Source organism: Paenibacillus sp. J22P15 (genome assembly GCF_056269345.1).
In genome coordinates this window covers 1-24,840 of sequence record NZ_JBWDNT010000032.1, presented here as the reverse complement: position 1 = coordinate 24,840, position 24,840 = coordinate 1, and the positions used below count along the sequence as shown (strand labels likewise).

General features: G+C 40.8%; 19 protein-coding genes and 4 pseudogenes. 4 read left to right on the top strand and 19 right to left on the bottom strand.

Annotation, left to right across the window (positions count from 1 at the left end; all coding sequences use genetic code 11):
• Positions 1 to 121 precede the first annotated feature (121 nt).
• The gene (locus tag AC0YN6_RS29420) at positions 122 to 1,234 is read right to left on the bottom strand and encodes a sensor histidine kinase (RefSeq protein WP_475751691.1); all 1,113 of its coding nucleotides are present in this window, start codon (positions 1,232 to 1,234) and stop codon (positions 122 to 124) included.
• Between the two features lie 21 nt (positions 1,235 to 1,255).
• On the bottom strand, positions 1,256 to 1,912 hold the full coding sequence (locus AC0YN6_RS29415; RefSeq protein ID WP_475751652.1) for a response regulator: 657 nt from the start codon (positions 1,910 to 1,912) through the stop codon (positions 1,256 to 1,258).
• 298 nt (positions 1,913 to 2,210) lie between these two features.
• Between AC0YN6_RS29415 and AC0YN6_RS29410 the strand changes: the two are divergent.
• A pseudogene (locus AC0YN6_RS29410) lies at positions 2,211 to 2,342 on the top strand (hypothetical protein); the annotation flags it as partial.
• A gap of 411 nt (positions 2,343 to 2,753) precedes the next feature.
• Here the strand turns inward: AC0YN6_RS29410 and AC0YN6_RS29405 are convergent.
• From AC0YN6_RS29405 to AC0YN6_RS29385, 5 genes and pseudogenes are all read right to left on the bottom strand, one after another.
• Positions 2,754 to 8,024, bottom strand: a complete 5,271-nt coding sequence (locus tag AC0YN6_RS29405) for an endo-alpha-N-acetylgalactosaminidase family protein (RefSeq protein ID WP_475751650.1) — start codon at positions 8,022 to 8,024, stop codon at positions 2,754 to 2,756.
• Positions 8,025 to 8,041: 17 nt separating this feature from the next.
• A complete protein-coding gene (locus AC0YN6_RS29400; protein WP_475751648.1) occupies positions 8,042 to 8,164 on the bottom strand; it encodes a hypothetical protein in 123 nt (40 codons plus the stop codon).
• Between the two features lie 1,586 nt (positions 8,165 to 9,750).
• Positions 9,751 to 11,018: pseudogene (locus AC0YN6_RS29395) on the bottom strand (IS110 family RNA-guided transposase).
• A 138-nt stretch (positions 11,019 to 11,156) separates the two neighbouring features.
• Positions 11,157 to 11,723: a peptidase M56 gene (locus AC0YN6_RS29390; protein ID WP_475751646.1), complete on the bottom strand. Its 567-nt coding sequence runs from the start codon at positions 11,721 to 11,723 to the stop codon at positions 11,157 to 11,159.
• A 117-nt stretch (positions 11,724 to 11,840) separates the two neighbouring features.
• Positions 11,841 to 12,236: a hypothetical protein gene (locus AC0YN6_RS29385; RefSeq protein WP_475751644.1), complete on the bottom strand. Its 396-nt coding sequence runs from the start codon at positions 12,234 to 12,236 to the stop codon at positions 11,841 to 11,843.
• A 189-nt stretch (positions 12,237 to 12,425) separates the two neighbouring features.
• Here AC0YN6_RS29385 and AC0YN6_RS29380 point away from each other — a divergent pair, with 189 nt between their 5' ends.
• Together AC0YN6_RS29380 and AC0YN6_RS29375 are read left to right on the top strand one after the other, a co-directional pair.
• Positions 12,426 to 13,103 (top strand): transposase, encoded by a 678-nt coding sequence (locus AC0YN6_RS29380; RefSeq protein WP_475751642.1) that lies wholly within the window; start codon positions 12,426 to 12,428, stop codon positions 13,101 to 13,103.
• On the top strand, positions 13,082 to 13,981 hold the full coding sequence (locus tag AC0YN6_RS29375) for an IS3 family transposase (protein WP_475751689.1): 900 nt from the start codon (positions 13,082 to 13,084) through the stop codon (positions 13,979 to 13,981). Before AC0YN6_RS29380 ends, AC0YN6_RS29375 begins: the two co-directional genes overlap by 22 nt.
• 86 nt (positions 13,982 to 14,067) lie before the next feature.
• Here AC0YN6_RS29375 and AC0YN6_RS29370 read toward each other — a convergent pair whose 3' ends face one another.
• The 6 genes and pseudogenes from AC0YN6_RS29370 to AC0YN6_RS29345 form a co-directional block, all read right to left on the bottom strand.
• On the bottom strand, positions 14,068 to 14,439 hold the full coding sequence (locus tag AC0YN6_RS29370) for a hypothetical protein (protein ID WP_475751640.1): 372 nt from the start codon (positions 14,437 to 14,439) through the stop codon (positions 14,068 to 14,070).
• A 372-nt stretch (positions 14,440 to 14,811) separates the two neighbouring features.
• Positions 14,812 to 15,264, bottom strand: a pseudogene (locus tag AC0YN6_RS29365) (VOC family protein).
• Positions 15,265 to 15,663: 399 nt separating this feature from the next.
• Entirely contained in the window at positions 15,664 to 15,897 is a 234-nt protein-coding gene (locus AC0YN6_RS29360; RefSeq protein WP_475751687.1) for a tyrosine-type recombinase/integrase, read from the bottom strand.
• Positions 15,839 to 16,492: a tyrosine-type recombinase/integrase gene (locus AC0YN6_RS29355; protein WP_475751638.1), complete on the bottom strand. Its 654-nt coding sequence runs from the start codon at positions 16,490 to 16,492 to the stop codon at positions 15,839 to 15,841. The genes AC0YN6_RS29360 and AC0YN6_RS29355 overlap by 59 nt, the downstream gene beginning before the upstream one ends.
• Positions 16,493 to 16,726: 234 nt before the next feature.
• Positions 16,727 to 17,173: a hypothetical protein gene (locus AC0YN6_RS29350; RefSeq protein ID WP_364145309.1), complete on the bottom strand. Its 447-nt coding sequence runs from the start codon at positions 17,171 to 17,173 to the stop codon at positions 16,727 to 16,729.
• A 404-nt stretch (positions 17,174 to 17,577) separates the two neighbouring features.
• Entirely contained in the window at positions 17,578 to 18,000 is a 423-nt protein-coding gene (locus AC0YN6_RS29345) for a hypothetical protein (protein ID WP_475751636.1), read from the bottom strand.
• Between the two features lie 629 nt (positions 18,001 to 18,629).
• On the opposite strand from AC0YN6_RS29345, the gene AC0YN6_RS29340 reads away from it, so the two are divergent.
• Positions 18,630 to 18,812 carry a DUF6954 family protein gene (locus AC0YN6_RS29340; RefSeq protein WP_475751634.1) on the top strand — a complete coding sequence of 61 codons (183 nt, stop codon included), beginning with the start codon at positions 18,630 to 18,632 and terminating at the stop codon, positions 18,810 to 18,812.
• 346 nt (positions 18,813 to 19,158) lie between these two features.
• Here the strand turns inward: AC0YN6_RS29340 and AC0YN6_RS29335 are convergent, their stop codons facing one another.
• From AC0YN6_RS29335 to AC0YN6_RS29310, 6 genes and pseudogenes are all read right to left on the bottom strand, one after another.
• Positions 19,159 to 19,539: a hypothetical protein gene (locus tag AC0YN6_RS29335; protein ID WP_475751632.1), complete on the bottom strand. Its 381-nt coding sequence runs from the start codon at positions 19,537 to 19,539 to the stop codon at positions 19,159 to 19,161.
• 635 nt (positions 19,540 to 20,174) lie between these two features.
• On the bottom strand, positions 20,175 to 20,768 hold the full coding sequence (locus AC0YN6_RS29330; RefSeq protein WP_475751631.1) for a chloramphenicol phosphotransferase CPT family protein: 594 nt from the start codon (positions 20,766 to 20,768) through the stop codon (positions 20,175 to 20,177).
• A gap of 268 nt (positions 20,769 to 21,036) precedes the next feature.
• Entirely contained in the window at positions 21,037 to 22,323 is a 1,287-nt protein-coding gene (locus tag AC0YN6_RS29325; RefSeq protein ID WP_475751629.1) for a cohesin domain-containing protein, read from the bottom strand.
• Positions 22,324 to 22,345: 22 nt separating this feature from the next.
• Positions 22,346 to 22,531, bottom strand: coding sequence for an S-layer homology domain-containing protein (locus AC0YN6_RS29320; RefSeq protein WP_475751627.1), 186 nt, complete (start codon positions 22,529 to 22,531; stop codon positions 22,346 to 22,348).
• A gap of 49 nt (positions 22,532 to 22,580) precedes the next feature.
• Positions 22,581 to 22,646, bottom strand: a pseudogene (locus tag AC0YN6_RS29315) (S-layer homology domain-containing protein); the annotation flags it as partial.
• Between the two features lie 954 nt (positions 22,647 to 23,600).
• Positions 23,601 to 24,404: an extracellular solute-binding protein gene (locus AC0YN6_RS29310; protein WP_475751625.1), complete on the bottom strand. Its 804-nt coding sequence runs from the start codon at positions 24,402 to 24,404 to the stop codon at positions 23,601 to 23,603.
• Positions 24,405 to 24,840 lie beyond the last annotated feature (436 nt).

Below are 24,840 nucleotides of genomic sequence, written 5' to 3'. Positions count from 1 at the left end.
CACTCTCCCGTTTCGTCTTTAGGATAATGTAATTGTAATAAAAAAGGATGCCCCTGTGACAGTGCACAAGTTCATCCTTAACCCCTGAGAATCTTCCTATCTAATCATCGTAAATCTCATCTTATCCGTGAGGAATTAATGTAGTGACACTGAAGCCTCTTGAGCCATCGAAGATAATCGTACCATTTACGCTTGCTGCCCGTTCTTCCATGCCGATTATTCCCAAACCTTTTATCACCTTCTGCTCTCCTTTGCCGTTGTCCGATACTTCGACCTTGATTAAGGTTCTCAATACCACGATATGGATGGAGACGAAAGTAGCGTTTGAATACTTCATGGCATTGGTCAACGCTTCCTGGGTGTTCTCCTGAATGACCTTCCACTGGATTGGAGTAATGATGTCGACATTTCCTTCATAAGTGAGAGAGGTCCTGATCGTATGCTTCGCTGAAAATTCATCAATGAATAATTTCATCCGATTCATCCCTAGCTGCTCTGTCGGCGGTTTCAAATTCTTAAGCACAAGGCGAATGGTCTCAATTCCGTCCTTGGAGATGTGAATAGCATTCTGCAGCAGCTCCGCCGACTTGTTAGGATCGGAGGTGAACAAGCGCTTCGAGGCTTCCATCTGGATCAATGCACCTGTCATCGAATGTCCGATTTTATCATGAATTTCCTGGGACAGTCTGTTCCGCTCCTCCAGCTTAATTGTATAATCGGACTGTCTAATATATTCTTTATTCTCATTTAGACTCTTTGTTAACTGCTGGATATGTTCGTTTCTATTTTCTATGTCCTCTTTGAGGTCTGCAATTTTGCTTATGTAGGTGTTTAGCAAGAGGTAGTAGAGAAAACTTAGCATCGAAACGAGACCATATATAATCAAGATGGCTTGAGATTCTTGAGACAGCAGTAAAAGCGGAACCAGCATAAGAAATAGAATAATTCCGCGTTTACACAGGTATATAGCGAACAGTTCGTATATGTTCAGAGGGAATAGGAGTAAAAATAAGGGTTGAATGTATAACGAGGACGCTGCGATAACCAGCATGGACAGCAAAAGCACGATCGTCGTGGTACTAACCTTTTTAGCGATATAAATGGAAATATTCAAACACAGGTAGAGGAGGATGGACAACGTATACCATGGTGAAATAGAACCTACAGATACATAGGATTGAATGACCACATAGCTTAAGAAAATCGCTTTTATTCCCATTGTCCAGAGTTCTATAGGGGTTGCCCTCTCCGTCATTTAATCCACTTCCCCGGTTAGAAAATAAATCGCGATTTGTGTACGATGCGTTAGACCTTTTTTTCCTAAAATTGAAGTAATGTGATTGGCAATCGTGCCTTCTGAGATGAACAGCTTCTTCGAGATTTCACGATTCGAAAGTCCTTTTGCGATGAGGGACATAATGTCGTACTCTCTATCGGTGAATAAGCTTCTATCGATTTTACTGCCTCTATCCGTCTTCTTATCTTTATCCTTGTCCGCGAGCAAACTAGATTTCAGCTTATCCAGCACTGCATCCTGCAGCACATTATGTCCATTGTATATTGTGATAATGGCATCGCGAATTCGCTCCGGATCATTATTCTTCAGCAGATACCCCTTCGCTCCGCTCCTTATCGCATCAAGAATAAATGCCTCGTCATCAAAAGTGGTCAGGATTAGCGCTTTGGTTCCTGTCAGCTCGGAGATCAGCTTGGTCGCCTCCACGCCGTTCATATGGGGCATCTGCACATCGAGCAGTGCCACGTCTACTTCGTTCTGCCGGCAGAAATCTACGGCTTCTTGACCATCCTGAACCGATGCCAATACCTCGAATTCATCGAAGGTAGTCAAGATGATCCTCATGCCTTCTCGAACAAAGGGATTGTCATCGGCAATAATGACCTTTATTTTCAAGGCTGCTCACTCTCCGTTCACCGCTGTTTAACCGCTCCATCACGCTTAGCTTGAATTGGAGCATGATTCTTGTATTCTCTAATTTTGATTATATAAAAATTTAGTTTGATTAGTCAGTTTATACGTCAATAAGGAGCAATTAGTTGCGGTTGGCTGCCGCGTATAACTGCCCGTGGGACTTGATCCCGAGAGGAATTGGAACAGAACATAGATGCTCTGGCTGAAGAAATTGAAAAGTATGAATTAATTCAGTCGATCCCCGGAATTCCGTCCAGCTTAAATCTAGTTACAAAGACAGCTTAGCATTCTTATTGAAATGTGCGTAAAGAACGATTGGACATTCGAAGTGTTCTCTGAGGTGGGTTCTTCTCAAGACATTAATAGACCCGAACTTAAAAAAATGCTTGCCAAGGTGCAGACATACGAATAAACAGTCGTTTTCGGAAAAACCAAAGTTTCAAAGACGAGCAAAAAGCCATCAGGCGCTCCAAGACAGTTTAAGACCGAGGCCACTGACCAAGGCACCATCATCGCGGATTGGAAAAGTCGACTTCACTGGTCTAATTAGGTTGGAGCTATTCGAAAAAGTATTCTACGCGAGTTTCTCTCAATACGTTGATAAGTTGGAACAATATCTTGAGGATGTAAAGGCCAATATGAAGATGGACGATTCCAATCCTGCTGAAGTCGGAGACACAACTGGAGCGATTAGACGCTGTGTCCAAGGATGATCAGATAGATAAGTTACAAAATACATTGAACAGATTAAAAAAAAATTAACTGGTACGACAAAAATACAACGCACCGCTTTATATGGCGGTGCGTTGTACAAAAGCGTTCACTATCTATTGTTTAGCATAGCTAGAATCAAAGTGACTGCTTCAGCTCTAGTTGATGAAGCATTAGGATTAAATTTGCCATCTCCATTCCCCTTAATTAAGCCTGCTTCTGCTGCTGCCGCTACATAAGGCTTAGCCCATGCTTGGACTTGATCTGCATCTTTAAACGTTAGAACTGCATTTGGATTTACTTCAAGACCAAGTGCACGAACAATAATAACAACTAATTCACTTCTGGTAATCTCATTATTCGCACGGAATGTTCCATCTTCATAACCTGAAATGTAACCTTCATTAGCGAGTGCATGAATGAATGGCTTTGCCCATACTGGTGTTTTGGCTTGATCTGCAAATCCAAACTCAGTATTAACTTGTTCCAATTTCAGCGCTCTAGCTAACATGGCTGAAAACTCACCACGTGTTACAGTACGATTCGGTCTGAAAGTTCCATCTTCATAGCCACTCACAAAACCAAGTTCAACTGATTTTGCAATGGAGGCCTTTGCCCAATGATCTGCAATATCTGACAGATCTATTGGCTTAGGTGTTGGCGTTGGTTTAGGATCTGGTGTTGGTGTTGGATCTGGTGTTGGTGTCCAGTCACCGCCGCCTGAAGAGTTAGCTTCAGTCGTCACCGTTACACTCGGACCATCCACGCTCCAATTTCCTGCTGCATCACCTGCTTCAACTTTAAAGGTATACGTCGTGTCAGTTGAAAGGCCACTGACTTTATGGCTAGTAATACCAGCTGGTAATGTAGTTAATTCAATACCATTCTTGTAAACCTTATAGCTTGTTACACCCGTATCATCCGTTGCTACTGTCCATGAAAGCGTAAGGCTAGTCTTGCCAACATTTGTTGCAGATAATTTTGCTTCCGGAGACCATATTGGTGCGGTTTTGTCTACTGGAGGCACACCAATCTCCTCAAACTCAGCTGTTACTGTTAAATCACTTTGTATTTTTGGTTCTGTGTACTTGCCATCTACCAATGTGACTGTTACTCCATTTACGGTTGCACTCTTCACTTGGTAGCCTTGATTTGGTGTGAAAGTAAAGGTTACATCTTCTCCTGCTAACACTTTACCTTCAACTACATTTTTGGATACTGTGATATTTCCGTTATCTACTTGATTGGTGTTTACGCTGTACTCCTCTTCTTCTTGATTAAATTCTGTTTTGAAATAATCAATCATTGCCGCATCTTCCCCTACAGGCGCCTTAAGTGTTAAAAGGTCTCCTTTTTTCAGGTTCAATTTGAGTGATAATAAATCAAACGTCAATAAACCGTTAACTCTTGGTCCAGTAGTAGGAAAATGTACATTTTCTAACACAGGTTCACCGTTTACGTAGAAATCTAGTAACCGATCCTTTGCGCTAATATTTGAATGCCGAATAATGATATCTGTTGCAGACTCCTCAATTTTGTAAGTAAAACCGGAATCGTCCCTATTATAATCGTTAATCCATACTAGTGCCCCGCCTGAAGCGTCATCTTGTTGGATTACACCTGTCCCCCCTTTAGTTGAGTACCATTTTTCTGCTTCATATTGGATTTCTCCAATCCAACTAAAGCCTATATTAACTGTACCTTCAATAATGTTAGGAGATTTCGCAATATCCTTGATCCCTTTTATGGATAGTATATATTTACGAATAGGATTAATGTAATCAACAATGAGTTTTACTGTTTTATTATCATTTTCTAATGTTGCAGAATTAACGGATAGACCTTTACTAATACTATAATTGCTCACCAACTCAGCACTTTCTTTATCTACAGCTTCACTGAAAATAACGGCTAGAGTGTTTTCGTCTATAATGTTAATATTTTCAACTTTAGGGGATATGGTATCAGGGTCCGTAGTTATGCTAACTCCTTTACTCTTGTCTCCTTCAACATTGAAATCGTTTAGAGCCGAAACGCTATATGAATACTGCGCTAAATCTTGAATGTTGTAATCTTTGTAGCTAGTAGTTTTACTTGTTCCTATTAGATTACCATCTCTGTATATTTTATAAGAATCTATTCCAAAATCTGAACCATCTACCTCATCCCAATTCAGTTCGACATATTGCCCCTCTTGTCCAATCTCATTCGATGCTTTAAGATTCTGAGGTGCAATTGGAAGTTCACCTGAATATTCGATTTCCTCTACAACCAGATCATCCAATACAAAATCTCCACTAACAGATCGTGTTTTTTGAATGCCAATCCAAGTTTGTTCTGATGTTCCAGTTTGAAACGCATAGGAAAACCGTGTTGGCTCAGTTGCTGCTGGAAGCTCCTTGCTCTTCACTTCTGTGTTCATGTCTCCAACAACAAAACTAATTGCTTTATCTGCCTCATTCTCATAATTGAAAGATACTTTGTAAACCTTGTTTGGTTCGAAACGAAGTGTTTGTGGCAAGGTTTGATACAGAAGCCCCTCAGCTTCATGATGCGACTTCATCGACCAATTGCCAGTAATCACATCATCGATTTTCTTACCATTCCAACCTTTTTGGGTATAAGGCTGATGTAACTCAGATAAATGAGTCTGTGCTCCTTGATCCACAGTTCCGCGTACAAATGGATACCAACCATCTGGAACATTTTCAAAGTCCTGAACAAAGTAAGCTTCAGTTGGATTTTCTTGTTTTTGAATCTTAATTACTCGCACATCATCAAAGAAAACTTTGTCTATTCCCTTGTCTGCTTTCAGATATAGAGTCGCCGTAGTTTGCCCTTCTGGTACTTCAAATATAACTGGCATCTTCGTCATATACGTACCAACCTTAGCGTCTTGCACTGTATTATTCATCCAATAGGAATGATCGATATAATTACTCACTTCATCCATACCAGTAATATCTTTAATTCCAATATAAGCTTTACGTCCTTCGCTGGATGAAGAGGTCGACGTTTGCACATGGGCAGTTGCATAATACGTTCCTGGAGTAAGCCCAGTAATGGTCTGACTAACAGTTGCTCCATCGCCCTCATCAATAACTAGTTCATGTTGACCGAAGTTATTACGTTCTATAGTTGCACCACTTCCGTCTACATTCCAGACGCTATCCAATGTTCCTCGATCAAAACTAGGATCTTTCAGGTACGTTCCTTCACCAAATTTCACTGCATCGACATTAGATATTGTATTAGGTTCACCCTTATAAACAACATAAGTTGTTTCTGCATCAGCATTCAATGTCACTTGTCCATCAGTAACATCAGCCTCTTCAACAAACACGCGACCCTTATCTGTCAATTTATATACATTAACAGTACCAAGATTTGCCCAATCGTTTGACAATGTCCAAGTTGTAGAACCACCATCTCTATTCCAATGATAAAGCTTCTCTTCTTCATCTTTAATCGTCCATGGCAGCAGATAAGCATTGCCTTTCAACAAAACAATACCATCCTTTTGAATGACACGTTCACCAGTTGCTGTAGACACTTGCACATTGTCTTGGAATTGAATAGTATCGTCTTCCCACTTCATAATTGGATAATGTTGTAAAAACTTCGTCGGTAAATTCGTATCAAATGTCATCTTGATATTTTTGTCAATATCTTTAGCGTTACTCCAGCCCTCAAAAGATACAAATTCTGTTCCACCCAGAAGAGTATCTCGGTCGAGCCAAGTATCCTTCTGATGGTTTCTCAAAAATCTAGCAATCTTACTATTGTATCCCTTTATACTATTTCCACCATAATTATGTTCAACTGCCCAATGGCTCCAAACCGAATCCCATTCTGCAGAATCCATAAATTCTGTAGAAAAAATCCAACCCAACGAATTGACTTCACGTGCAATCTTGCGACCATTCCATCCTTTGTCATACCAAACATCGAGGTATATCATCTTAAGACCTGGCACTTCTTCTTTCAATTTTTCCAAACGATCTAATCTATTACCACTAGTACCGTCTAGACGTTTATTAATTATGTAGGATGCGTCAAGCCAATCCCAGCCTAAACTGTTTTTGTACACCAGCTCTTCAGAGAAGTTTTTGGCTTCTGGATAAGCTTCTTGTGCATTAATGTGAACACCAAAATTGGCATTATACTTTGAGCCTTCATTCACAAGCGTATTTATATCCTTAACTCCACCAATCCGCGGGCCGATATTGCCACCGTAATCTGGATGAGCCGAATCATGTCCTTCTGATTGATAACCTTTTAGAATGACCTGTTGCCCCAATCCATCTGTGGCGAGATACAATCTCTTCGTTTCATCAAGTGTTCTCAAGAATGGCTGTGCTGTCGTACTTCCAAAGTTAGTAGGAATACGTTGTACAACCATCTCTGGGATCAATTCTGATCCAAAAGGATTGTTCATGATGCTTCTGTATGCGACAGCACCATCTTGCCAATTTACAATTCCATCTCCATTGGCATCAGGAGTAATCGCAATCTTTGCTTCTGGAAGCGGCTCTGTTTCATCCCATCCTTCGATCCGATAGGTCCAGCCTGTACTCCACAGACCGGTTTGATAGTAACCTTGTTTAATAACTGTCTGTTTCTTTAGTCTATTATTATCCGTGTCTGCCTTGTCAGATGCATCCACAACTGCATTCGTCCATACGCCACCAGCGAGTTCATCGGTGTTTACCATGGCATACATGTAATTTTTAGCGACTTGATCAACCTCTGGCGTACCTTCAACAGAAGCAAACGTGTCACCAGATCCTGACCTTGCTGTATGCATTCTGGATCCTGCAAATGCTGCTCCCTTTTGTGTACTTTTTACCGATAGCAGATTATGATCCGGAATCTGAATATTATATACCACTTTGTTTGGATCATTAATATTAGTAATCTTGAAGTTAACCGTATTGTCAACAACCTTAAACTCCATATCCATCTCTACTTTAATGTCATCAAAGGTCAAATGGTACGAAGCACTATCCTCCCCTACTTTCGTAAATGCAACTGTAGGTGTATAAGATTTTTCATTAATGAGCACTTCATTAATCGGTGAATCTTGACCATATATCGTTTTATTACCATCTAACCAGACGTATTTCTCAATACTTGGAAAGTTATGATCGAGAGTAACTTGCATCTCATCAGATTCAATCGTTTCATAAGCAGTAATAACACTATTCTCATTAGATTCCATTTCATCTTGAAGAACAACTGATTGTTCTGTTTGCACTTCAACAGCCTGTACTTCTCCACTGTAAGCAGCACTCACGCCAGGCATTGCTTGGGTAACCATCATGGCCAAAGCCAAGGCTGAAACAATTACTTGCTTACGAAACCTTCTTGGTTTTTTTTTCATTTGTCTTGTTGCCTCCATCAATTAGATTTTTCAAAGTCTGCTGGAACAATATCCTTCATTTCACCTTCAAGCCAAGTTCCGCAAGGGATAAATAATGCAACCCCTTTCAAAAATTGTGTTTGTGCCTGTGTATGGTTCAAGGCCTGGAACCTGCTCGTTAAATACCTCTGTCAGATTAAGAAGTCCTTTATCTTTTACCAGCGTTCTCGGTACACCGGATGCATCGCCTAGAGCCGTGCTTGGTGGATTAGCGTTATTCTCCTTCCCTCCGCACCCAGCAAACATGCTCATGCTTAGCATCAAACTAGTAACAATATAAAGCTTTTTTCATAACCATCCTCCTCGTAACCCCTTTTGATTTGGTTTTTAATTACGCTTACATTATCTTAATAGAACATTCTATTGAACCAACATGTATTTTTTTTTCAAGTGTATGTGTTTTTTTGTGAATCTCTTATCAGATGCTGATAGAAGATTTAGGTTATTAAGAGCTGAATACCATTACATCCATAACTAAGATATATATTATTTTTGCGTACCCTGTCACACACAAAAAAAGGCTTCTCAGAATTCAATTTAGAATCCCGAGAAACCTCTCTTTTGACTGTTGTGGTCTATTTATTAATCAATAAAGGATTTTATTATAAAACCGATGTATAAGTACTCACGTCCCTTATTACATCATGCCGCCCATGAGGTTCTACTTCGGCTACGGCACTATAAAGGGAAAAGGGACAGTAGCTTAAACTGCAATTTTTTCCCCCATTTTTGCACATATTAAAGGTTGCATATTGGATTGGATACATTTTATAGATCATCGTAGAGATCATCTCTAGATGCGCAAATTCGTTAGTACATTATAATTAACAGTGTTGATTTTCCTATACACAGTACAACTTATCAATTCAAAGTCTTTGATATCTCAACGTAATACCAAGATCGTTTAACTATCGTTTCCCGTTAGTTGAATGCGGAGGTTGGTATAATTGGAGCAAATTATGAATTTAAATTGTATTAGCTACCTTTCTATTGAATATAATAGCATGTAAAATAAGATCTACGTTTCCAGTACGAAAGGAGATTAAAGAATCATGCTGTTATTTCTGCTAATTAGTACTATGTGTATTGTTATATTAGCGAAAAGAGAAACCAAAATCCCAAAAACAATAACATACACATTTTTAATTGCTTCTCTATTTGTTAGCGCATTTGTAGCCGTGAACTACAGTACTCATACAAAAATAAAAACAATACAAAGTCCAGGAGTAACAGTAGTTCAAAATGCGAATTATCAAGAATTACAAAAAAGAACACAATAAATGTTCGAATCGCAGACGCAGCAACAGCAGAAGCCTTGGAAAAATTCCTGGCTGCTGCTGTTTTTCATTCAACTAACGTTACCCGTCCCTCGGTTTTAAGGGTTTATCTTACATATACTCACTCATTCGCAGGATTTCGTCACCTTGGATCACATCCATCTCAGGAAGCAACGCAGTTGATGCCGGTTGAGGTGGTAGGTTGGGCATGCGGAAATAGAGGAACTCTCGGGAAATATTCCCCAGACTGTCTCTACTGCACCTTACATTCCTTCGTTATACCTGTCCAAGGTGTGGAGACCGATAGCGTTTAGCGGATGGGTCAGAGCCCTTTTGGGTAACGAACTCGGTCCTCCGTGCTTTCTTTGTGAAATCCTGCGAATGAGTCAATATACGTGATGCTGCTTAGATTAAGCTGCTTCTGTCCAGCTCAGGACAGTTTTTTCTGGCGTGAACTTTTCTCCCCGTTGAACAATACCAACTAGAATTCGTGCCAGCTTTCCTATTAACTTAAATATGGATTGCTGCTTTTTCATCTTCTTTTCTTGCACATTATGATCATGCAGATGACGGAACACGGGATTATTCCAAACGAGCTAAACCGTCGCGAGATAGAGATATTTTCGCAGGGATGAGTCTCCTCGTTTCGAAAGAACAATTCGTCCTTTTCGCTTTCCTGACGTACTTTCAGCCAAATTCAGGCCAGCCTTCCGTAATACCTGACGTCCATGCCTGTGCCTGCTAGTATGGCTGCGGTGAAGATCTTACCAAGACCCTTTATGGTGCGAAGCTGCTGTGCCATTGGAATCTCAGAAAGCAGGGATTCGATGTCCTTTTCAATCTGTTCAAGCATGGTTGTAACTCGTTCATATTCTTCAATTAGCCGTATTAAATCTGCCTTCGATTCTTCTACAGCGGTTCGATCTCCAACACTGCGTTTAGCATGAGCGATGAGCTGTGCAGCCTTCTCAATCCCCGTAGAACCCCCAGCGCGCTGCATATGAGTTCTCCAAGCACTGATTACATCCGGTATTGCATACGTCTCTAAATCCTGTGGGCAAGGGAATGTCTTGAGGGTCGCCAATGATCGCTTACAGGTCCAGTCTTTGAATACGGACGGATACTCAGGAAAGCGAATGTCCAGCCAGCGAATGATTCGATTCTGCAGGCGTACTCTGTTCGACACCCAGAATTCGCGATCACTCATTATGGTCCGTAAGCGTTGAAACACAAGCGATTGACGCGTGTACTCATAGTAGAAGCCCCGACTTACTGAATCTGCGATGATAAGTGCATCTTTGGGGTCGTTCTTTGATGGGCTATTATCTCGATTTTCTTTATTGCGCTTCGTCGTAGCAGGGTTAACCATAACCACGTGTAATTCCTTATCTGCTAACCAGTTGGCCAGGTTAAACCAGTAATGTCCGGTTGGCTCCATGCCGATGATGAGCTTCTTTAGTCGGTGTTTCTGCTGTAACTCCGTCATCCAGCGACTCAATTTTTCAAAGCCTTCAATGCTATTTGAGAATGAGAGATGTCGTTTGGAAACCACGATCCCTCGGAAATTCGTAGCTTGTGCGACATGCGTTTCTTTGGCCATGTCGATCCCTACGACAAGATGCGAGGTGGTAATTCGTTCAATCCGTTGATTTTGTACGTCTGATTGCTTAAACTTCATAGTAAGAGTGCCTCCTTGATGGTGTATTGGACAAACCCATCATACCGAGGTGCTCCTTTTTTGACAAAGGCTATTTCTTAGCCTCAACAGGAATGTTTAGTTCAACAAAAAGAACAGGTTGATACGACTAACTGCCCTTTAATGTTTGTCTAGATCGGGGATATGATTTTTACTTATATGAGTGATAAAAGTAATAGTATTACCGATTTGATATATATGGTTTTGATCTGCATAGATGATAAGAAAGTAGTATTTATCTCCGTTTATAGTCACTGGTGAAGGATATTTGATAATTAAACTTGCTTCATTGTGCATATGCTCATCTTGGCCAGTGGAAGGCAAAATTAGTCTTGCTTCTTGTCCTGATATAATCAAACTTTCTATTTTAGGTCTTGATCCGTATGGTTGTAACTTATGATAGGCTATAGGTTTCACAACCCCATCTATATTAAAGCCTCCCCCTGATACTGCACTAATTAAAAAAAATCCGTCAATGCCTTCGTATTTAACAGGGGTGTATCCTGTCACCGGTTTCCACGATTTCGGATACTTGAACTCAACTTGGTAATCAACATTCTTATAGATGTTATAGTTTGGCGGTTTAGTTTCGTCATGTATTAACTTTTGAGGTTCAGCTAATGTCGATTGAGGAAGGAACAAAATACTAATGATAAGAAGCAGAGTATATAACAACTTTTTTCTCATTTAATCACCCTAGTTTATCTTTTCCTGATATGGTGGAAGTATTCCATTAATCTGCCCGTTAGCTCAACGCGTTCTGGTGATTGTTAAGCTATAGTTCTCAGTTAGTTCAAAGAACTACTAATTGTCAAACCAAAAGACCATGCGAACATTCTCAGGCTCGTCAATTTTGCTCAGACGTAGGATAAACTCACTCACAAAAGGGATAATCAACTCTTCAATCGGAAAAATCTCTTCGTTGTCATCCTCCATTTTTTGTTGCCAATCATATTCGAGGAGTTCTTTTAAAGTGAGCCAACTCCTTGTGTGAGCGTCCCCATTTTCTTCATCACTTTGATTCTTAACCTCTGGGCTAACATCTTCAGGCAATCCCTTTGGCATCGATATTTTCCAGTTTCTTTTTCGAATCTCGAAAGTGCTATCTCTCCAATCATCTACGCTGATCCATTCAGTCATCATAGGATTGTTATTATTGATTGTTTTCTGCTCGATATATACATGAATGTCTGTCCCCAATAGCCTCCCTACCTTTCATCAACGAAATTCACACTGAACTTTAATAGGCATTACTTATTGAATATAACACATATTGGAAATTTCATGCCCGTTAGCGTAATAAAAAATGGAGCAGCTGCCAACTGATATGCTCCCCTTACGGTAGACAGGTGAAATAATAAAACCTGCTACTGAAAGGGGGGCTTTTTTATGCTTAGACGTCAATATTCTGCCTCAGAGAAACTCGCTATCCTAGAAGAAATCGAGAATGGTGAGATAGGTGTTAATGCAGTAGGCAAAAAACACGGCATTAATACAGGGACCTTATGGAAATGGCAACGTCGTTATAAGGTGTACGGATATGAAGGTTTAGAGAGTCGTACTCATAATCGAAGTTACAGTGCGGAGATTAAGCTCCAAGCAGTGAAGGATTACCTTGAGGGGGGAATGTCTTCGTATCAGATCATCGATAAATACAAGATTTCTAGTAGAACGCAGCTTTCTAACTGGATTAAGCAGTATAATCATCGTAGCAGCTTAACAGCCTATTCAAGGGGAGTGAAAGCGATGACGAAGGGGCGTTCTACGACTTGGCAGGAACGAATCGATATTGTCCAATACTGCCTAACACATCAGCGTGACATTCATAAGGCAGCGGGACATTTTCAGGTCTCCTACCAGCAAGTGTACCAATGGGTGAAGAAGTTCGAAGACGGCGGTCAGGATGCATTAAAGGATGGTCGTGGACGAAAGAAAGCACTGGAAGAGTTATCGGAGGCAGATCACCAAAAGCTCGAGATGAAGAAGATGGAATATGAAATGGAACGGCTACGGGCGGAGAATGCGTTTCTAAAAAAGTTACGGGAATTCCAAAGGAGGCAAAACTAAGTCAATACCGCCAAGAGAACGTCTATCTTGCCATTCAAGCGCTTCGGGAAGAAGCGTTGTTCAGCGTTCAGCTTCTGTGTGAAATTGCAGGAATCCCACGCTCAAGCTATTACAAGTGGCTAAATCGCAAACCCAGTTCCCGTAAACAGGAGAACGCAGAACTGACACATGTCATGTTGTCCATTTACGAGAAAGTTGAGCGTATCTTTGGATATCGTCAATTAACGCTACATATGCGCAGCCAAACGGAAAGACCGATTAACCATAAGCGCGTCTACCGCCTGATGAGGGTACAGGGGATCCAGTCAGTTATCCGTAGGAAGAAAAAGAGTTACGTGATCGCCACTCCGCAGCAGGTGGCCGAGAACATACTAAACCGCGAATTCCATGCCGTTGCACCGAATGAAAAGTGGCTCACCGATGTAACGGAATTCAAGTACGGCAATGGCCAAAAAGCGTATTTAAGCGCGATTCTCGACCTTCATGATAAATCCATCGTCTCCTATGTATTAGGGCGTTCCAATAACAATCCGCTTGTATTCCAGACGTTAAAACGAGCCCTACAAGTAGCTCCAGGAAGCAGCCCCATGCTTCATAGTGATCGAGGCTTCCAATACACCTCTTTGGGCTTTAAGGAGCTCTTGGATGACAATAAAATGATCCAGAGTATGTCCCGTGTTGGACGGTGCATTGATAACGGTCCAATGGAATCTTTCTGGGGGACCTTGAAATGTGAGAAGTATTATTTGCACACGTACCATACTTTTGAGGAGCTTTCGAGGGACATCGAGACCTATATCCACTTTTACAATAACGAACGGTTACAAGCAAAACTAAACGGCCTCAGTCCAATGGAATTTAGGACCAAGGCCGCTTAATTGATTTTTATTATTTGTACTGTCTACTTGACGGGGTGCAGTTCAGACTGCAACTGCTCCATTTTGTGTTTAACTAACGTTTCCCGTTAACTTAATACATCATTTGGGATAACCGACAGGATATAATGTCTTGAATATTGTCTAGTCTCTACAACTTTTGTCTGACCATTTTTTTCAAAGATAAGACCAGCACCCATTTGTTCTTTAAAGTCCCAGCCATTTTTCTTCATAATATCCTTGACTACATCATACCTAGATTCACTCTTTGATACGAAACTAGTGCTTTTATCTGTTTTGGAATACTGTTCATAACTACTATTTGCAAATTCAAGTTTAGATATTGAAGAAAGTATAGGTAAAGGATTTCCCTCTTGTGACAAGGCACTTCCAAATCTAAAGGTAAGAAGCCCAGCCATCAAGACGAATAGCAGAATTGCAGTCATTAAGATTTTTTTCATAATCCTCCCCCTCAAGTTATCCTAGCCGCCTTTCTTAAAGTAACGTTTTGAAGTGACATTAAGTTGCGTATTCTGCCCGTTAGTTGAGTGAAAAATGGAGCATCTGCACCGCGGCAGCATGCTCCACTATTGTTACCCGTTAGTTGAGTCCCTTTAATTTGGTTTTGCATTGATTTCCGTTAAAGTTCATGCATCACGAAGTCCCACCGAGTTAAGGCAGCTTGCTGCCGGCCGCGATGCCGTTAGTCGGTGCAGATGTGTCCCGGCAATTACTTCCTCGTTTGCCCAGACCCGGAGCGTGAATGCGGTGTTTATATGATGCACCCTACTCTAGTAATGTATATTTCAGTTAAGTCTTCTTTTAAACGACACTTATTTATTACTGAGTTGTTCCGCCAAACCGATTAGAAGTCCTTCATTTCCACGAATGTAGCAGAGCCGATACGAGTCCTCGTACTGAACCACTTCGCCAACGAGCTGAGCACCATACTTAGTGAGTCTGGATACCATTTCGTCAATGTCTTCAACGGTGAACATGACGCGTAGATAACCGAGGGCATTTACAGGAGCAGTTCGGTGATCTGATATAGTAGGTGGGGTGAGAAATCGCGAAAGTTCAAATCGGCTGTGGCCATCTGGGGTAACCATCATAGCAATCTCTACACACTGTGAACCCAGCCCGGTTACGCGACCAGCCTATTCACCTTCGACAGTAGCTCGCCCTTCGAGCTTCAAGCCAATCTCCTCGAAGAAAGAGATTGCGTCATCAAGGGATTCTACAACGATGCCAACATTGTCCATTCTTAGTAATTTGTTTTTTGCCATAGTTTTATCTCCTTTTGTGTACAAATTTATTACCTGATCATCTTCATATTTATTCTATCAAAAATTACTAATTCCTTCCAAAAGATTGACTCTTGTCACAGTTCATGATAACAAAGATAAGTCACAGTATAGTATTGGTTTTCGGATATGTCATATTAACTTTTATTCTACGAAATTCAATTCGTAATTATCGTAATAAGATCGTTTTACGTAATAAAATTACGTAGATATCCCTTTTCTAAACTCCTAATATTTTTATACTTTAACAATTCGGAGTTACGATATTATCTCCTGCTTATTATTTTTGATCATTAAACTAAACTGCCCTTTAGTTGAGTAACTGCGGCTAAAATTCTGAATAAAGTACCGTTAATTAATGGGTCAACAAGGTACTAAGTGCTAAAAGAAACGGCGATATAGCTCACGTCTCCGCTCTCCACGTAGCTGAGCATATATTTGAGTGGTTGATGCTTTCTCATGACCCAGCATGCCTTGGATGAAATCCAAAGGCGCTCCGTTATCCAGCAGTTGACAAGCATAAGTATGGCGAAAACGATGCGGATATACATTAGCTTCAACCTCTCCTCGAACTGCAAGCCGCTTTAATGACCACCTGCATACGACGGGTAGGATAAGACTCCGTCACAAACAACGCCTTACAGGAGTCCTCTCGACTGACTAGATACTTCTTCAACCAAACCTTGCACTCGGTGGTGAAGTAAACTTCCCTCTGTTTCGACCCCTTACCATTGACAATCGCAGAGCAATTGTCCCAATTTAGGTCTTCAATATTTATCTTCTGAACCTCACCAACCCGGCAGCCGGTAGTATACAGGAACTCAAGGAGAGCTCGTTCCCGCAGGGATAGACAAGAGATCTTTAAATGAATCACATCTTCCTCGATTAAAAACTTTGGAATACGCTTATCCATTTTTGGTTCTCTTAACTTTAGAGAAGGGTTTGAAGCCAGATATGCTTCTTCGTATGCGAAGCGAAAAAGAGAGCGAACAAAGCGAATACGATGGCCCAAGCTGCTTGGTTTTAAGCGGCCGGATTGCTTCGCCAAGTATTCCTTTAGCAACTGTAGAGTAACCTCTGAAATATCAAGATCGCCAAATTCAGAAACCAACATCTTTAGCTGCAAGGCGTATGCTTTTAGTGTGTTTGGACTAAATCCCTGAATCTGCTTATCGGCTACATACAGTCTCCACAATTCAACTAAAATCATAATAAAACCTCCCATTAGACCTAATAAATCTAGGTTTGCTTCTAATGAGAGGTTTTAATCTATTGTATTGAACTAGTGTTACCCGTTAGTTCAACAATTGAGATGAACGGTATGGTCCTATGCTGATATAATCATAAACGTTGATATATAAGCATTTATAGGCATATACAAAGACAAATAGATAATACTGTGCAATAAAAAAGCGCCCAATTATGGGCGCATTTTTATAACATGTTATAACGTAATTGAAATAAGGTCACGATCCAGAACGATGTTACCATCTTGCGGTACATCCCCAGCTACTCCGAAATGGTTAACAATAACATTTGAAGTAGCTGAAAGGATGACAACTACTTCATAGTGATCGTTGACACCAGCGAGATTTGTATTGAAAAATCTAAGGGAATTGGCTGGTATGGTAACGGTGTTGTTACCAATTCTTACTGGTGAATTGGTATCCCAATTAAAGACCATAACGGTTGCGGTTATCGGTGAAGATCTCCGATTCATGACTTCGGTATGGGCAAATGTTGTACTCGGATTTTTTTTGAGAACACCTGTGCTTCTAACAGTACCCGAAGTGGTGTTTTTCACCCGAACTTGCTTTTTTAACTGAGTGTTCAATTTTTTCTTCATCGCGCTGGTCTTTACTACTCTCTTAGCTGATGTTTTAATTTTCACTATATCATCTCCTATATTTGGGAATAATATAGTATATATAAAATTGATAGATTTGTTTGTGCGGTATTACTAGTAGATAAGCACTTTTAATAGAATTGAAAAACGTACTTTCCATTGTACATGAGTGGATATCAATACACACTAATAGACAGTATGGTCCGAATACGACGGCAGCCATGGACGAGAAATAAAGTCCTAGACTGTCGCTGTTTTATTGAACTAACGTTACCCCTTAGTTCAATCAAGTATCTTCGAAAATACTATCTACTCAGCTTTAAAGGCGATTTCCCTACTCATTAACTTTTACAAACGCCAACATTTCAGTAACGTACTCGCGTGCTTAAGCGAGTATAGAAAGTCCTAGATAGAGAAACAACAAACTTACAGCTGTCGATTTCAACTAGTTACCCTTCCAATTCTTCGCGTTTCTTCTCCACAAGTTCGTTCACATCGAACATCTCTATTGTACCAAGACCCCTTTCGTTCAACTGTTTCTGAATATCAATGTTTGAATCAAGTTTTTCAATGGTTCCCTTTTTTGTATCCAGAAGTCCATACTCCGTTTTATTATCATAATCGACTCTTTTGTAAAGCACATAGACATCATTCCATCCGACCTTTTCTACACTAGGTTCAACCACTTGTGGGGAACCATCAGGTTTTTTTCGGATAAAATTAAGCCCAGGGTTGCCCCCATACAAACGATATTCGTTGGGCAAAATGAGAATTTCTGGCTGACCATCCCTATAATCATTGACTGCTGATTGAATACATCCTGATAAAGTTAAAATTATTATGGGCAACATAAACATAAAAAACTTTCGCATTTATTAGTCCTCCTACCAAAACGAAGAATTTAAAATAACTCATTGGAATTAGTGATTTGAATGAGCAACAAAAGGTTTATGCCACATACCATTACCAGTCTAATACTTTATTTTTCGGTCTATCTGTTCGAAGAAAATAAAGTATTAGACTGGAGTTGTTGATTTGACGCGGTTTTTGAATTTGAAATTCGTCAGCTTTTGAGAAATAAGTTTTAGACTAACAAATACTATGTAAGGACTTATTAACGTAATCAGAAAAATAAAGTGTTAGACTCTCTTTTCCCTTTCCCGAGATAACTTCTTGGTCACTATATCGGTCAATATCTGGTCAGGCATTACCGTCAACTTTCGGACGTTCTAGCTTAATGGAAACAACTTGCGTGTATTCTAACATCTGAATCCACTCCTATTTATGATATTAGAAAATCCACAACATCATAATGGCTGTGATTTTCAAGTTTGTATCTATAATTGATATAAGGGAGTAAAAGAAAAAGCCGAGCAAGATCAGGTTTGAATGCCTGAAATCAGCTTGGCTTGTAGTCGGACTATATAAGTTTTATGCAATGTTAGTGATAAAAAAGATATAATCATCAAGTGCGGCAATGAAAAACAGGAGGTGCTTGAACATGAAGGTCATTCTTGGTTTTATTATGTTTGTTTTGTATGCGCTGGTGACGATGTTTGGGTTAGGTCCTTTGTTGTTTGCCGACGGTAGCCAAAAAGAGCGAATGATCACCCTTGCTGTTGTGATGATCATCTATTTCGCATTAACGATTATCACCTATGTTATATTCCGCCAAAAAAAATAATGAGCGACAGATGTCAGCAGAAAATAAAGTATTAGACTGGATGACTTTATTCCACGCGGCTTTTCGAATTATCATACCGTCAGACTCCATAAAATAAGTTTTAGACTGAGCCTAGAAATTGAAACAGCGACAGCCAAGGACGAGAAAATAAAGTCCTAGACTATCACTGTTTTATTGAACTAACGTTACCCGTTAGTTAAACAATTAGCTAATAATAAACGCAATTAAAGGTCCTATCACCATGAATCCAAAAAATAAAGCAATAATACTAGAAGATATGTTTTAGACTCAACAGAAGGCATTCAAGAATTCATGGAACGACATGCAAATCCGTCATACTAGATTATTAATAAGGTGCAGATATGGCAACCGCTTGATAGGATTTCGTTCCATAGTTCCATACAATATAGGCAATTACATAGCCATCGTTTGCGGTGATGTTCGTCGAATAAGGGCTGCCTGCATCCGCCCATTGCCATCCGCCGTATTTATAGGTGCCGGCAGGGTCGTTTTGAGCATTTTCCACGTTCTCGAAAACGCCAACCCAGTCCCACCTTCCATAAACTTGAGGCGTTACGCTCCAGTTAAGTACAAAATCTCCACCGTGTACTCCCAAATTAACGGAATAGGAAACGTTACTCTCGGATGCCTGCAACGGTGCTGCTTGATCTTGCAATAGTTTGGCTTGCTCTGCCGGATTCTCGGCTCTTGCAATTAGACTCATCATTCATGCCTCCCATCAACTATTGAACTCACTATATTTTAGCATTAATTACATTCTCTGAAACTAAAATATGTGAAGCTGAGCACATTCAGAACCAGTCTAATACTTATTGCGTGATGGCTGCCGGTTTTTAATGAGAAGAATCTCTAAATATCAGCGGAACACGGAGTACCGAGATTTTTACGCTTAAGGGCAGAGACCCGTTCCGTTAACGTTGATCGGGCTCCACACCTTGGATAGGATAGGACGATGGAATGTAAGGACTTAGACCCGTTGAGATTTGGGGGAGTGAATCCCTAGGACCTTGTGGAAAGAGGCGTGCAGCAAATCTTTCTCAGGAAGATGTTGTAAATAGACCAACACCCTATATTCCCGCATGCCCTCAAACGGAACTGCCTAGCCCATGTTATGTAATCATTTAAACTCCTTTTTAAATCTATATGTGAAATCCTACGAATTCGCGAGTATTCGTGAGAAAAACCTTATTCTCTGAGGGAGCTTAACGAAGGGCCGCCCGCTGGCCGCCCTCATGGTATTGAACTATCGTTTCCCGTTAGCTTAATTCCGAAATCTTGTGGGCAGACCGAGGGGCAATAGCCCCAATGCTTGAATATGTTGTTATCTGATGGATTTGCCTACTATGAAACACTAATCTCACATTTACTTAATTTCTTAAATGCAGAGTAACCCTGATCGGACTTAATAAAACTTAATATTTTATCGGCACATTCGGTTGGACTCAACTTTTCCGTATTTACTTCAAGATCATATTCATTATAGGAATATACTCTGTCGAACTGGGAATGTGCTAGTCCAATTAATCGATCTCCCCTACTCTGCTCTCTTCTTGTGAGTTCTTCTTTCGAGCATCGTACGCCTACAAACAATATAGGATGATCAACAAGTAAATCATAAAAATCATTAAACGACTTGTCATTTGCGATTATGGTATCTACTATTACATTAAAACCTAGTTCTGATAACAATTTAATTGTCGAATGGTACACTGAGAATATGGAATCATCAACTATTTGTGAGACAACTTGATGATCTATTCCTCTTGGAGGTTCATCTGGAAATTTATTATTAACAAAATCATTGTAATTATTAAAAAAATCATCAATTGATAAATGATAAAAAGGAATCTCTTTCTGATTTATCAGTTCAGTCGATATGGAGGTCTTTCCAGAACTTGACGTTCCGTTCAAAAACACAATGAGTCCTTGCTTCACATGAATCACCCTTATCTATAAGATTTGCGTTTCATTCAAACAACCTTATTTCAACAAATTTCATTAGATTATCAAACTGATAAAATATTCGAGGAACGTTTCAACTATCCTGCCAGTTAGTTCAATAAAAATAGGAGCTACCACATAGGAAGCTCCTCCGTAATCGTTACTCGTTAGTTGAATGGGTAAAAAGTTAATTATTCGCCATCATACTCTTGTCCCCTTTGTTCCCCCAGCCCCGATAAGTCTAATTTATTGAATTTCAGGCCTACATCAAAATCATTGTTGCTAACCTGCTAAGATCAGAAATATCGATACGACCATCACCAGTTAAATCGCCATTTTTCACTGATTCCCAATCAGGATCTACTGATGTTTTACCATATGATTGAACTAAGATTGCTAAATCACCGATGCTTACTCTTCCGTCGTTGTTGAAATCACCCGAAATCCCGCCAATTATTTGTAATCTATGTGTAGTGCCGTCAATTTCTGTCTCCACGCCCTCACCGTTGGCTACAATTAACTGGGATACAGAGAGCGCTGCGATACTCGATTTTGCATCCACTTTCGCTTTGAAACGGAGCTTCATTAAATGTCCGTCCAGGTTATTTGGTATAATTCCAAAATGAACCCCGAGGAAGCGTACTTGTCCGACTTTTTCCTCATGTTCTATAATCGAAAAATGCTTTGCATCCAACAATTCGTAGGAGATGAACTCAAGTTTGTCCGCGTCATATGTCAGAGTCATATCCTGAGCTACGACGCTTTTTGTTATCCCTTTCATGCCATAAGTCAAATCAAAAGTTTGACCGGCCTGCGCCGTATCTGAGCCTGTGAGAACAATAGATAATACCTCTGGCTGCCCTTGTAGAATCAGTTCCGCGACAATTCTCAGGTCCCCTTCATCTACTTTTCCATCCTGATTGACATCCGCATGAGCGTACATCTCCCAATCCGGGTCAGCCGATGTTTTCCCAATTGCCGCTGCTACGATACCTAGATCACCGATGGTAACCTTTCCGTCGCCATTCAAATCCCCCCGAATTGAAGAGGCCACACTTATGCTGCGAGCTGCTCTATTGATCTGAGAATCATCATCCTCGCCGGTAGATACGACCACGTTTTTCAAGGTGATCGATGCAGCTGCTGTTTTGGAGGACGATTTAGCCTTCCAATGCAAGGCGATGACATCGCCATCTTCGTCAATCGCATACTCCTTTCCCTGGCTGGCCGCAATCAGACGGACAAGCCCAGGCTCCTCCGATTTAGCGACGATCGACAAACCTTCCTTCGATGATTCTGCACCAGTAAATACCAGCAGTTCCGGATCGTAGGTCACGGTCAGATCCTGTGCAAAAACAGGCTTAGATATTCCTCTGATACTGTACATTAATTCCAGCGCTTGATCGGAATCAACTTTACTGTTCCCGTGTAAGAAGCCTTGAACGGCCCCCTTTGCCTGAGCGCTTGACAGATCCGCAAATGGGCCTGTTAATATAGCGATAAACAGTACTAGTGCCAAAAATGTCTTTTTACCTGTACTCCATTGCATAGCATGATCTCCTTCTCCTCATTTATTTGTTCACTTGCTTATAATCGATCAATGGGAGAATTAAGGTTACCGCTTCCGCCCGAGTTGTGTGATCGTCAGGGACAAACCGATTATTCCCTGTTCCCTTGATCAAGCCTGCTTTGACTGCCACCGTCACTGACGGAAGCGCCCAAGTCGGTATTTGACCAGCGTTGATGTGCCCCGGCATTCACGTTGATACCTGACGCTCGCATTACCATGACGGTCATTTCGGCTCGGGTAATCGGATTGTTCGCTCGGAACGTGTTGTCCCCATAGCCTGTTATGACGCCTGATTCTACCACTTCCGATTTAAACGGTTTTGCCCAATCGGGAACTTATGCCATATCGGCAAAGGAAAGTGACAAGCCGCCTTTCGATGACAAGGAAAACGCCCTGGATAACATCGTCGTAAATTCTGCACGGGTTACTTAATTTTCAAGACGGAAGGTTGCGTCCAGATAACCATTAATCTATCCAAGACCAGCTGCCCGTTTAATTGTTTCCTCCCCCCAATGACTGGCAATATTTGTATTGTATCAAAGGACAGCCATCATGGCTACCCTTTGATTGTTACCGCTTTAATTCGTATTTGTTAATTTCCGAAAATTTTTCTTTCCACTTATCGACAGGTCGACAATATCACCTTAGGCAGCCTTTTCAGGAGAAAAAGCTTCTCCCCTTTGAACAATGCCGATGATGATTCGTACTAGTTTTCCAAGCAGTTTAATACCGATTGTTGCTTTACATCGGATTCGTTCATTAATGTAATCTGCTCGTTCTAGAGTAAAGGGCTGAATATGATTTCAGCCCTTCCTCATCAAAACGTATGTGAGGTTTTCCCTCATACGGCTTTCCGATGTTCTTCTTTCATGCGCATGCAGATTACAAGAGCGTTTTCAAGCCACTCTGTTTGGCTATAAACTTCGTTTATATAACCACTGTTCTAATTCTGAAATGGGTATTTGTTGTCAACCCCGTAAAGCAAGATACCCCCATTTTATAACAATGTCCTACTCTGCGCTATCCAGCCCGTTGAGTGATGTCGAAGCCTAATTGACGAATCTTTTTGAACTCTTCTTCTCTGTTGTTTATTCACTCGCAGGAAAGCATGTATGTTCTTGTCCTTGAGTTTGGACAAGAACATAAATAATAAATTATTATTGTTATTTTTTGCGATAAATTCAAAGAATCCATTTTGAAAAAAGATCAATCAAAATGGATTCTACAGTCCAGTTTTTTAGATTTAAGGCTCGTCCTTACTTCCAGCCCCATTTTTGAAAGATTTGGTGAGATTCTTCCGTTTTTAAATAATCAATAAATTGCTGTGCCTCTTTTTTCTGATCGGTGATTTTCGTCAGGGCGACCGGCGTTCCACGATAGAGCTTTTCTTCTTCGGGCAGTTCGACCAGGTCCGTCACATCTTGGAGCCGGTAATGCCACGATTCATAGGTAATCCAGGCGTCTAGGCTGGAATTCGATTTCCATCGTTCAATGGCTTCGGCACTCGACTTTACAGAAAGGTTGATATTTTGGTAGATGCCTTCGATCAGCCCTTTTCTGCCTGCCAGGTCTTCCCACAGGCCAAGCTGGCCAGCCCCATTCACATCGATTATTTTTACTCCCTTTTCCGTTAAATCCTCCAGGCTTTCAATCTTCTTAGGATTTCCTTTCCTCACCAATATTCCTGCAGCACGCGAGTAAAGCTCCGTTCGTGATTTAGTGTCAATCACTGCGGGGTGGTTAAAGATGAACTCCTGCAGCATATACTCGGAGCCACCGAAAATAATATCTGCATCTTGCTTTGCTTGGCCGATCCATTTGCCCTCTGGTCCGGCTGTTACTTCCACCTTGATTCCCGTTTCAGCTGAAAAACGTTCAGCAGCTTCCTTGATCGGTCCAAGTGGTCCGCCCGGTCCGTACACCCGGATGACATGATTACTTTGGCTGGAATTTGGTGTCTCCTGGGACACAGTCGTACGGTCCATTTTTGCATAGGCTGACAATCCGGTAGACGAAATGACAAGGAGCAGTAGAGCTGATAGGAATACGGTCTTCTTCATAATTCTTCCTCCATTTCATACGTGATTTTTACCGGTACTTTTAAAGGAAACGAAGGGAGGCTGTTAACGGTTTGATTATAATTGCAAAATAGTTAGAAAGTTTCATACACTATTGAAAATTAGTCTGGTGAAGAATAAATCAAGGTACCTTCGTAGGTACCCAACTTGTTGAGGAAGTACTAAGGTTACATGATAACAATCGAAGCATTCCTGAAATTAATAAGTTTATAGGAAGCTATGTAGAGAAGGTAATCGTCCATAAAGAGCATGTTGAACTTATTTTGAAGGTAAAGGTCGAGGAAATGCAAAAACCACAACCTCTTGCGAAGTGACCCCATAAAGTTAGACAGGTTATTTCATTAGGCGACTTTTTGGGAATGAGTTCGGTACTGTACCGGACTCATTCCCTTTAGTTTTGCCTTAATGCGCTTGTGAT

Bases quoted from the DNA above. Each gene is read 5' to 3' on its own strand.
- AC0YN6_RS29405 (WP_475751650.1), bottom strand. From the start codon at position 8,024: ATGAAAAAAAAACCAAGAAGGTTTCGTAAGCAAGTAATTGTTTCAGCC.
- AC0YN6_RS29390 (WP_475751646.1), bottom strand. From the start codon at position 11,723: ATGAGAAAAAAGTTGTTATATACTCTGCTTCTTATCATTAGTATTTTG.
- AC0YN6_RS29380 (WP_475751642.1), top strand. From the start codon at position 12,426: ATGCTTAGACGTCAATATTCTGCCTCAGAGAAACTCGCTATCCTAGAA.
- AC0YN6_RS29370 (WP_475751640.1), bottom strand. From the start codon at position 14,439: ATGAAAAAAATCTTAATGACTGCAATTCTGCTATTCGTCTTGATGGCT.
- AC0YN6_RS29355 (WP_475751638.1), bottom strand. From the start codon at position 16,492: ATGATTTTAGTTGAATTGTGGAGACTGTATGTAGCCGATAAGCAGATT.
- AC0YN6_RS29345 (WP_475751636.1), bottom strand. From the start codon at position 18,000: ATGCGAAAGTTTTTTATGTTTATGTTGCCCATAATAATTTTAACTTTA.
- AC0YN6_RS29340 (WP_475751634.1), top strand. From the start codon at position 18,630: ATGAAGGTCATTCTTGGTTTTATTATGTTTGTTTTGTATGCGCTGGTG.
- AC0YN6_RS29335 (WP_475751632.1), bottom strand. From the start codon at position 19,539: ATGATGAGTCTAATTGCAAGAGCCGAGAATCCGGCAGAGCAAGCCAAA.
- AC0YN6_RS29325 (WP_475751629.1), bottom strand. From the start codon at position 22,323: ATGCAATGGAGTACAGGTAAAAAGACATTTTTGGCACTAGTACTGTTT.
- AC0YN6_RS29320 (WP_475751627.1), bottom strand. From the start codon at position 22,531: ATGCCGGGGCACATCAACGCTGGTCAAATACCGACTTGGGCGCTTCCG.
- AC0YN6_RS29310 (WP_475751625.1), bottom strand. From the start codon at position 24,404: ATGAAGAAGACCGTATTCCTATCAGCTCTACTGCTCCTTGTCATTTCG.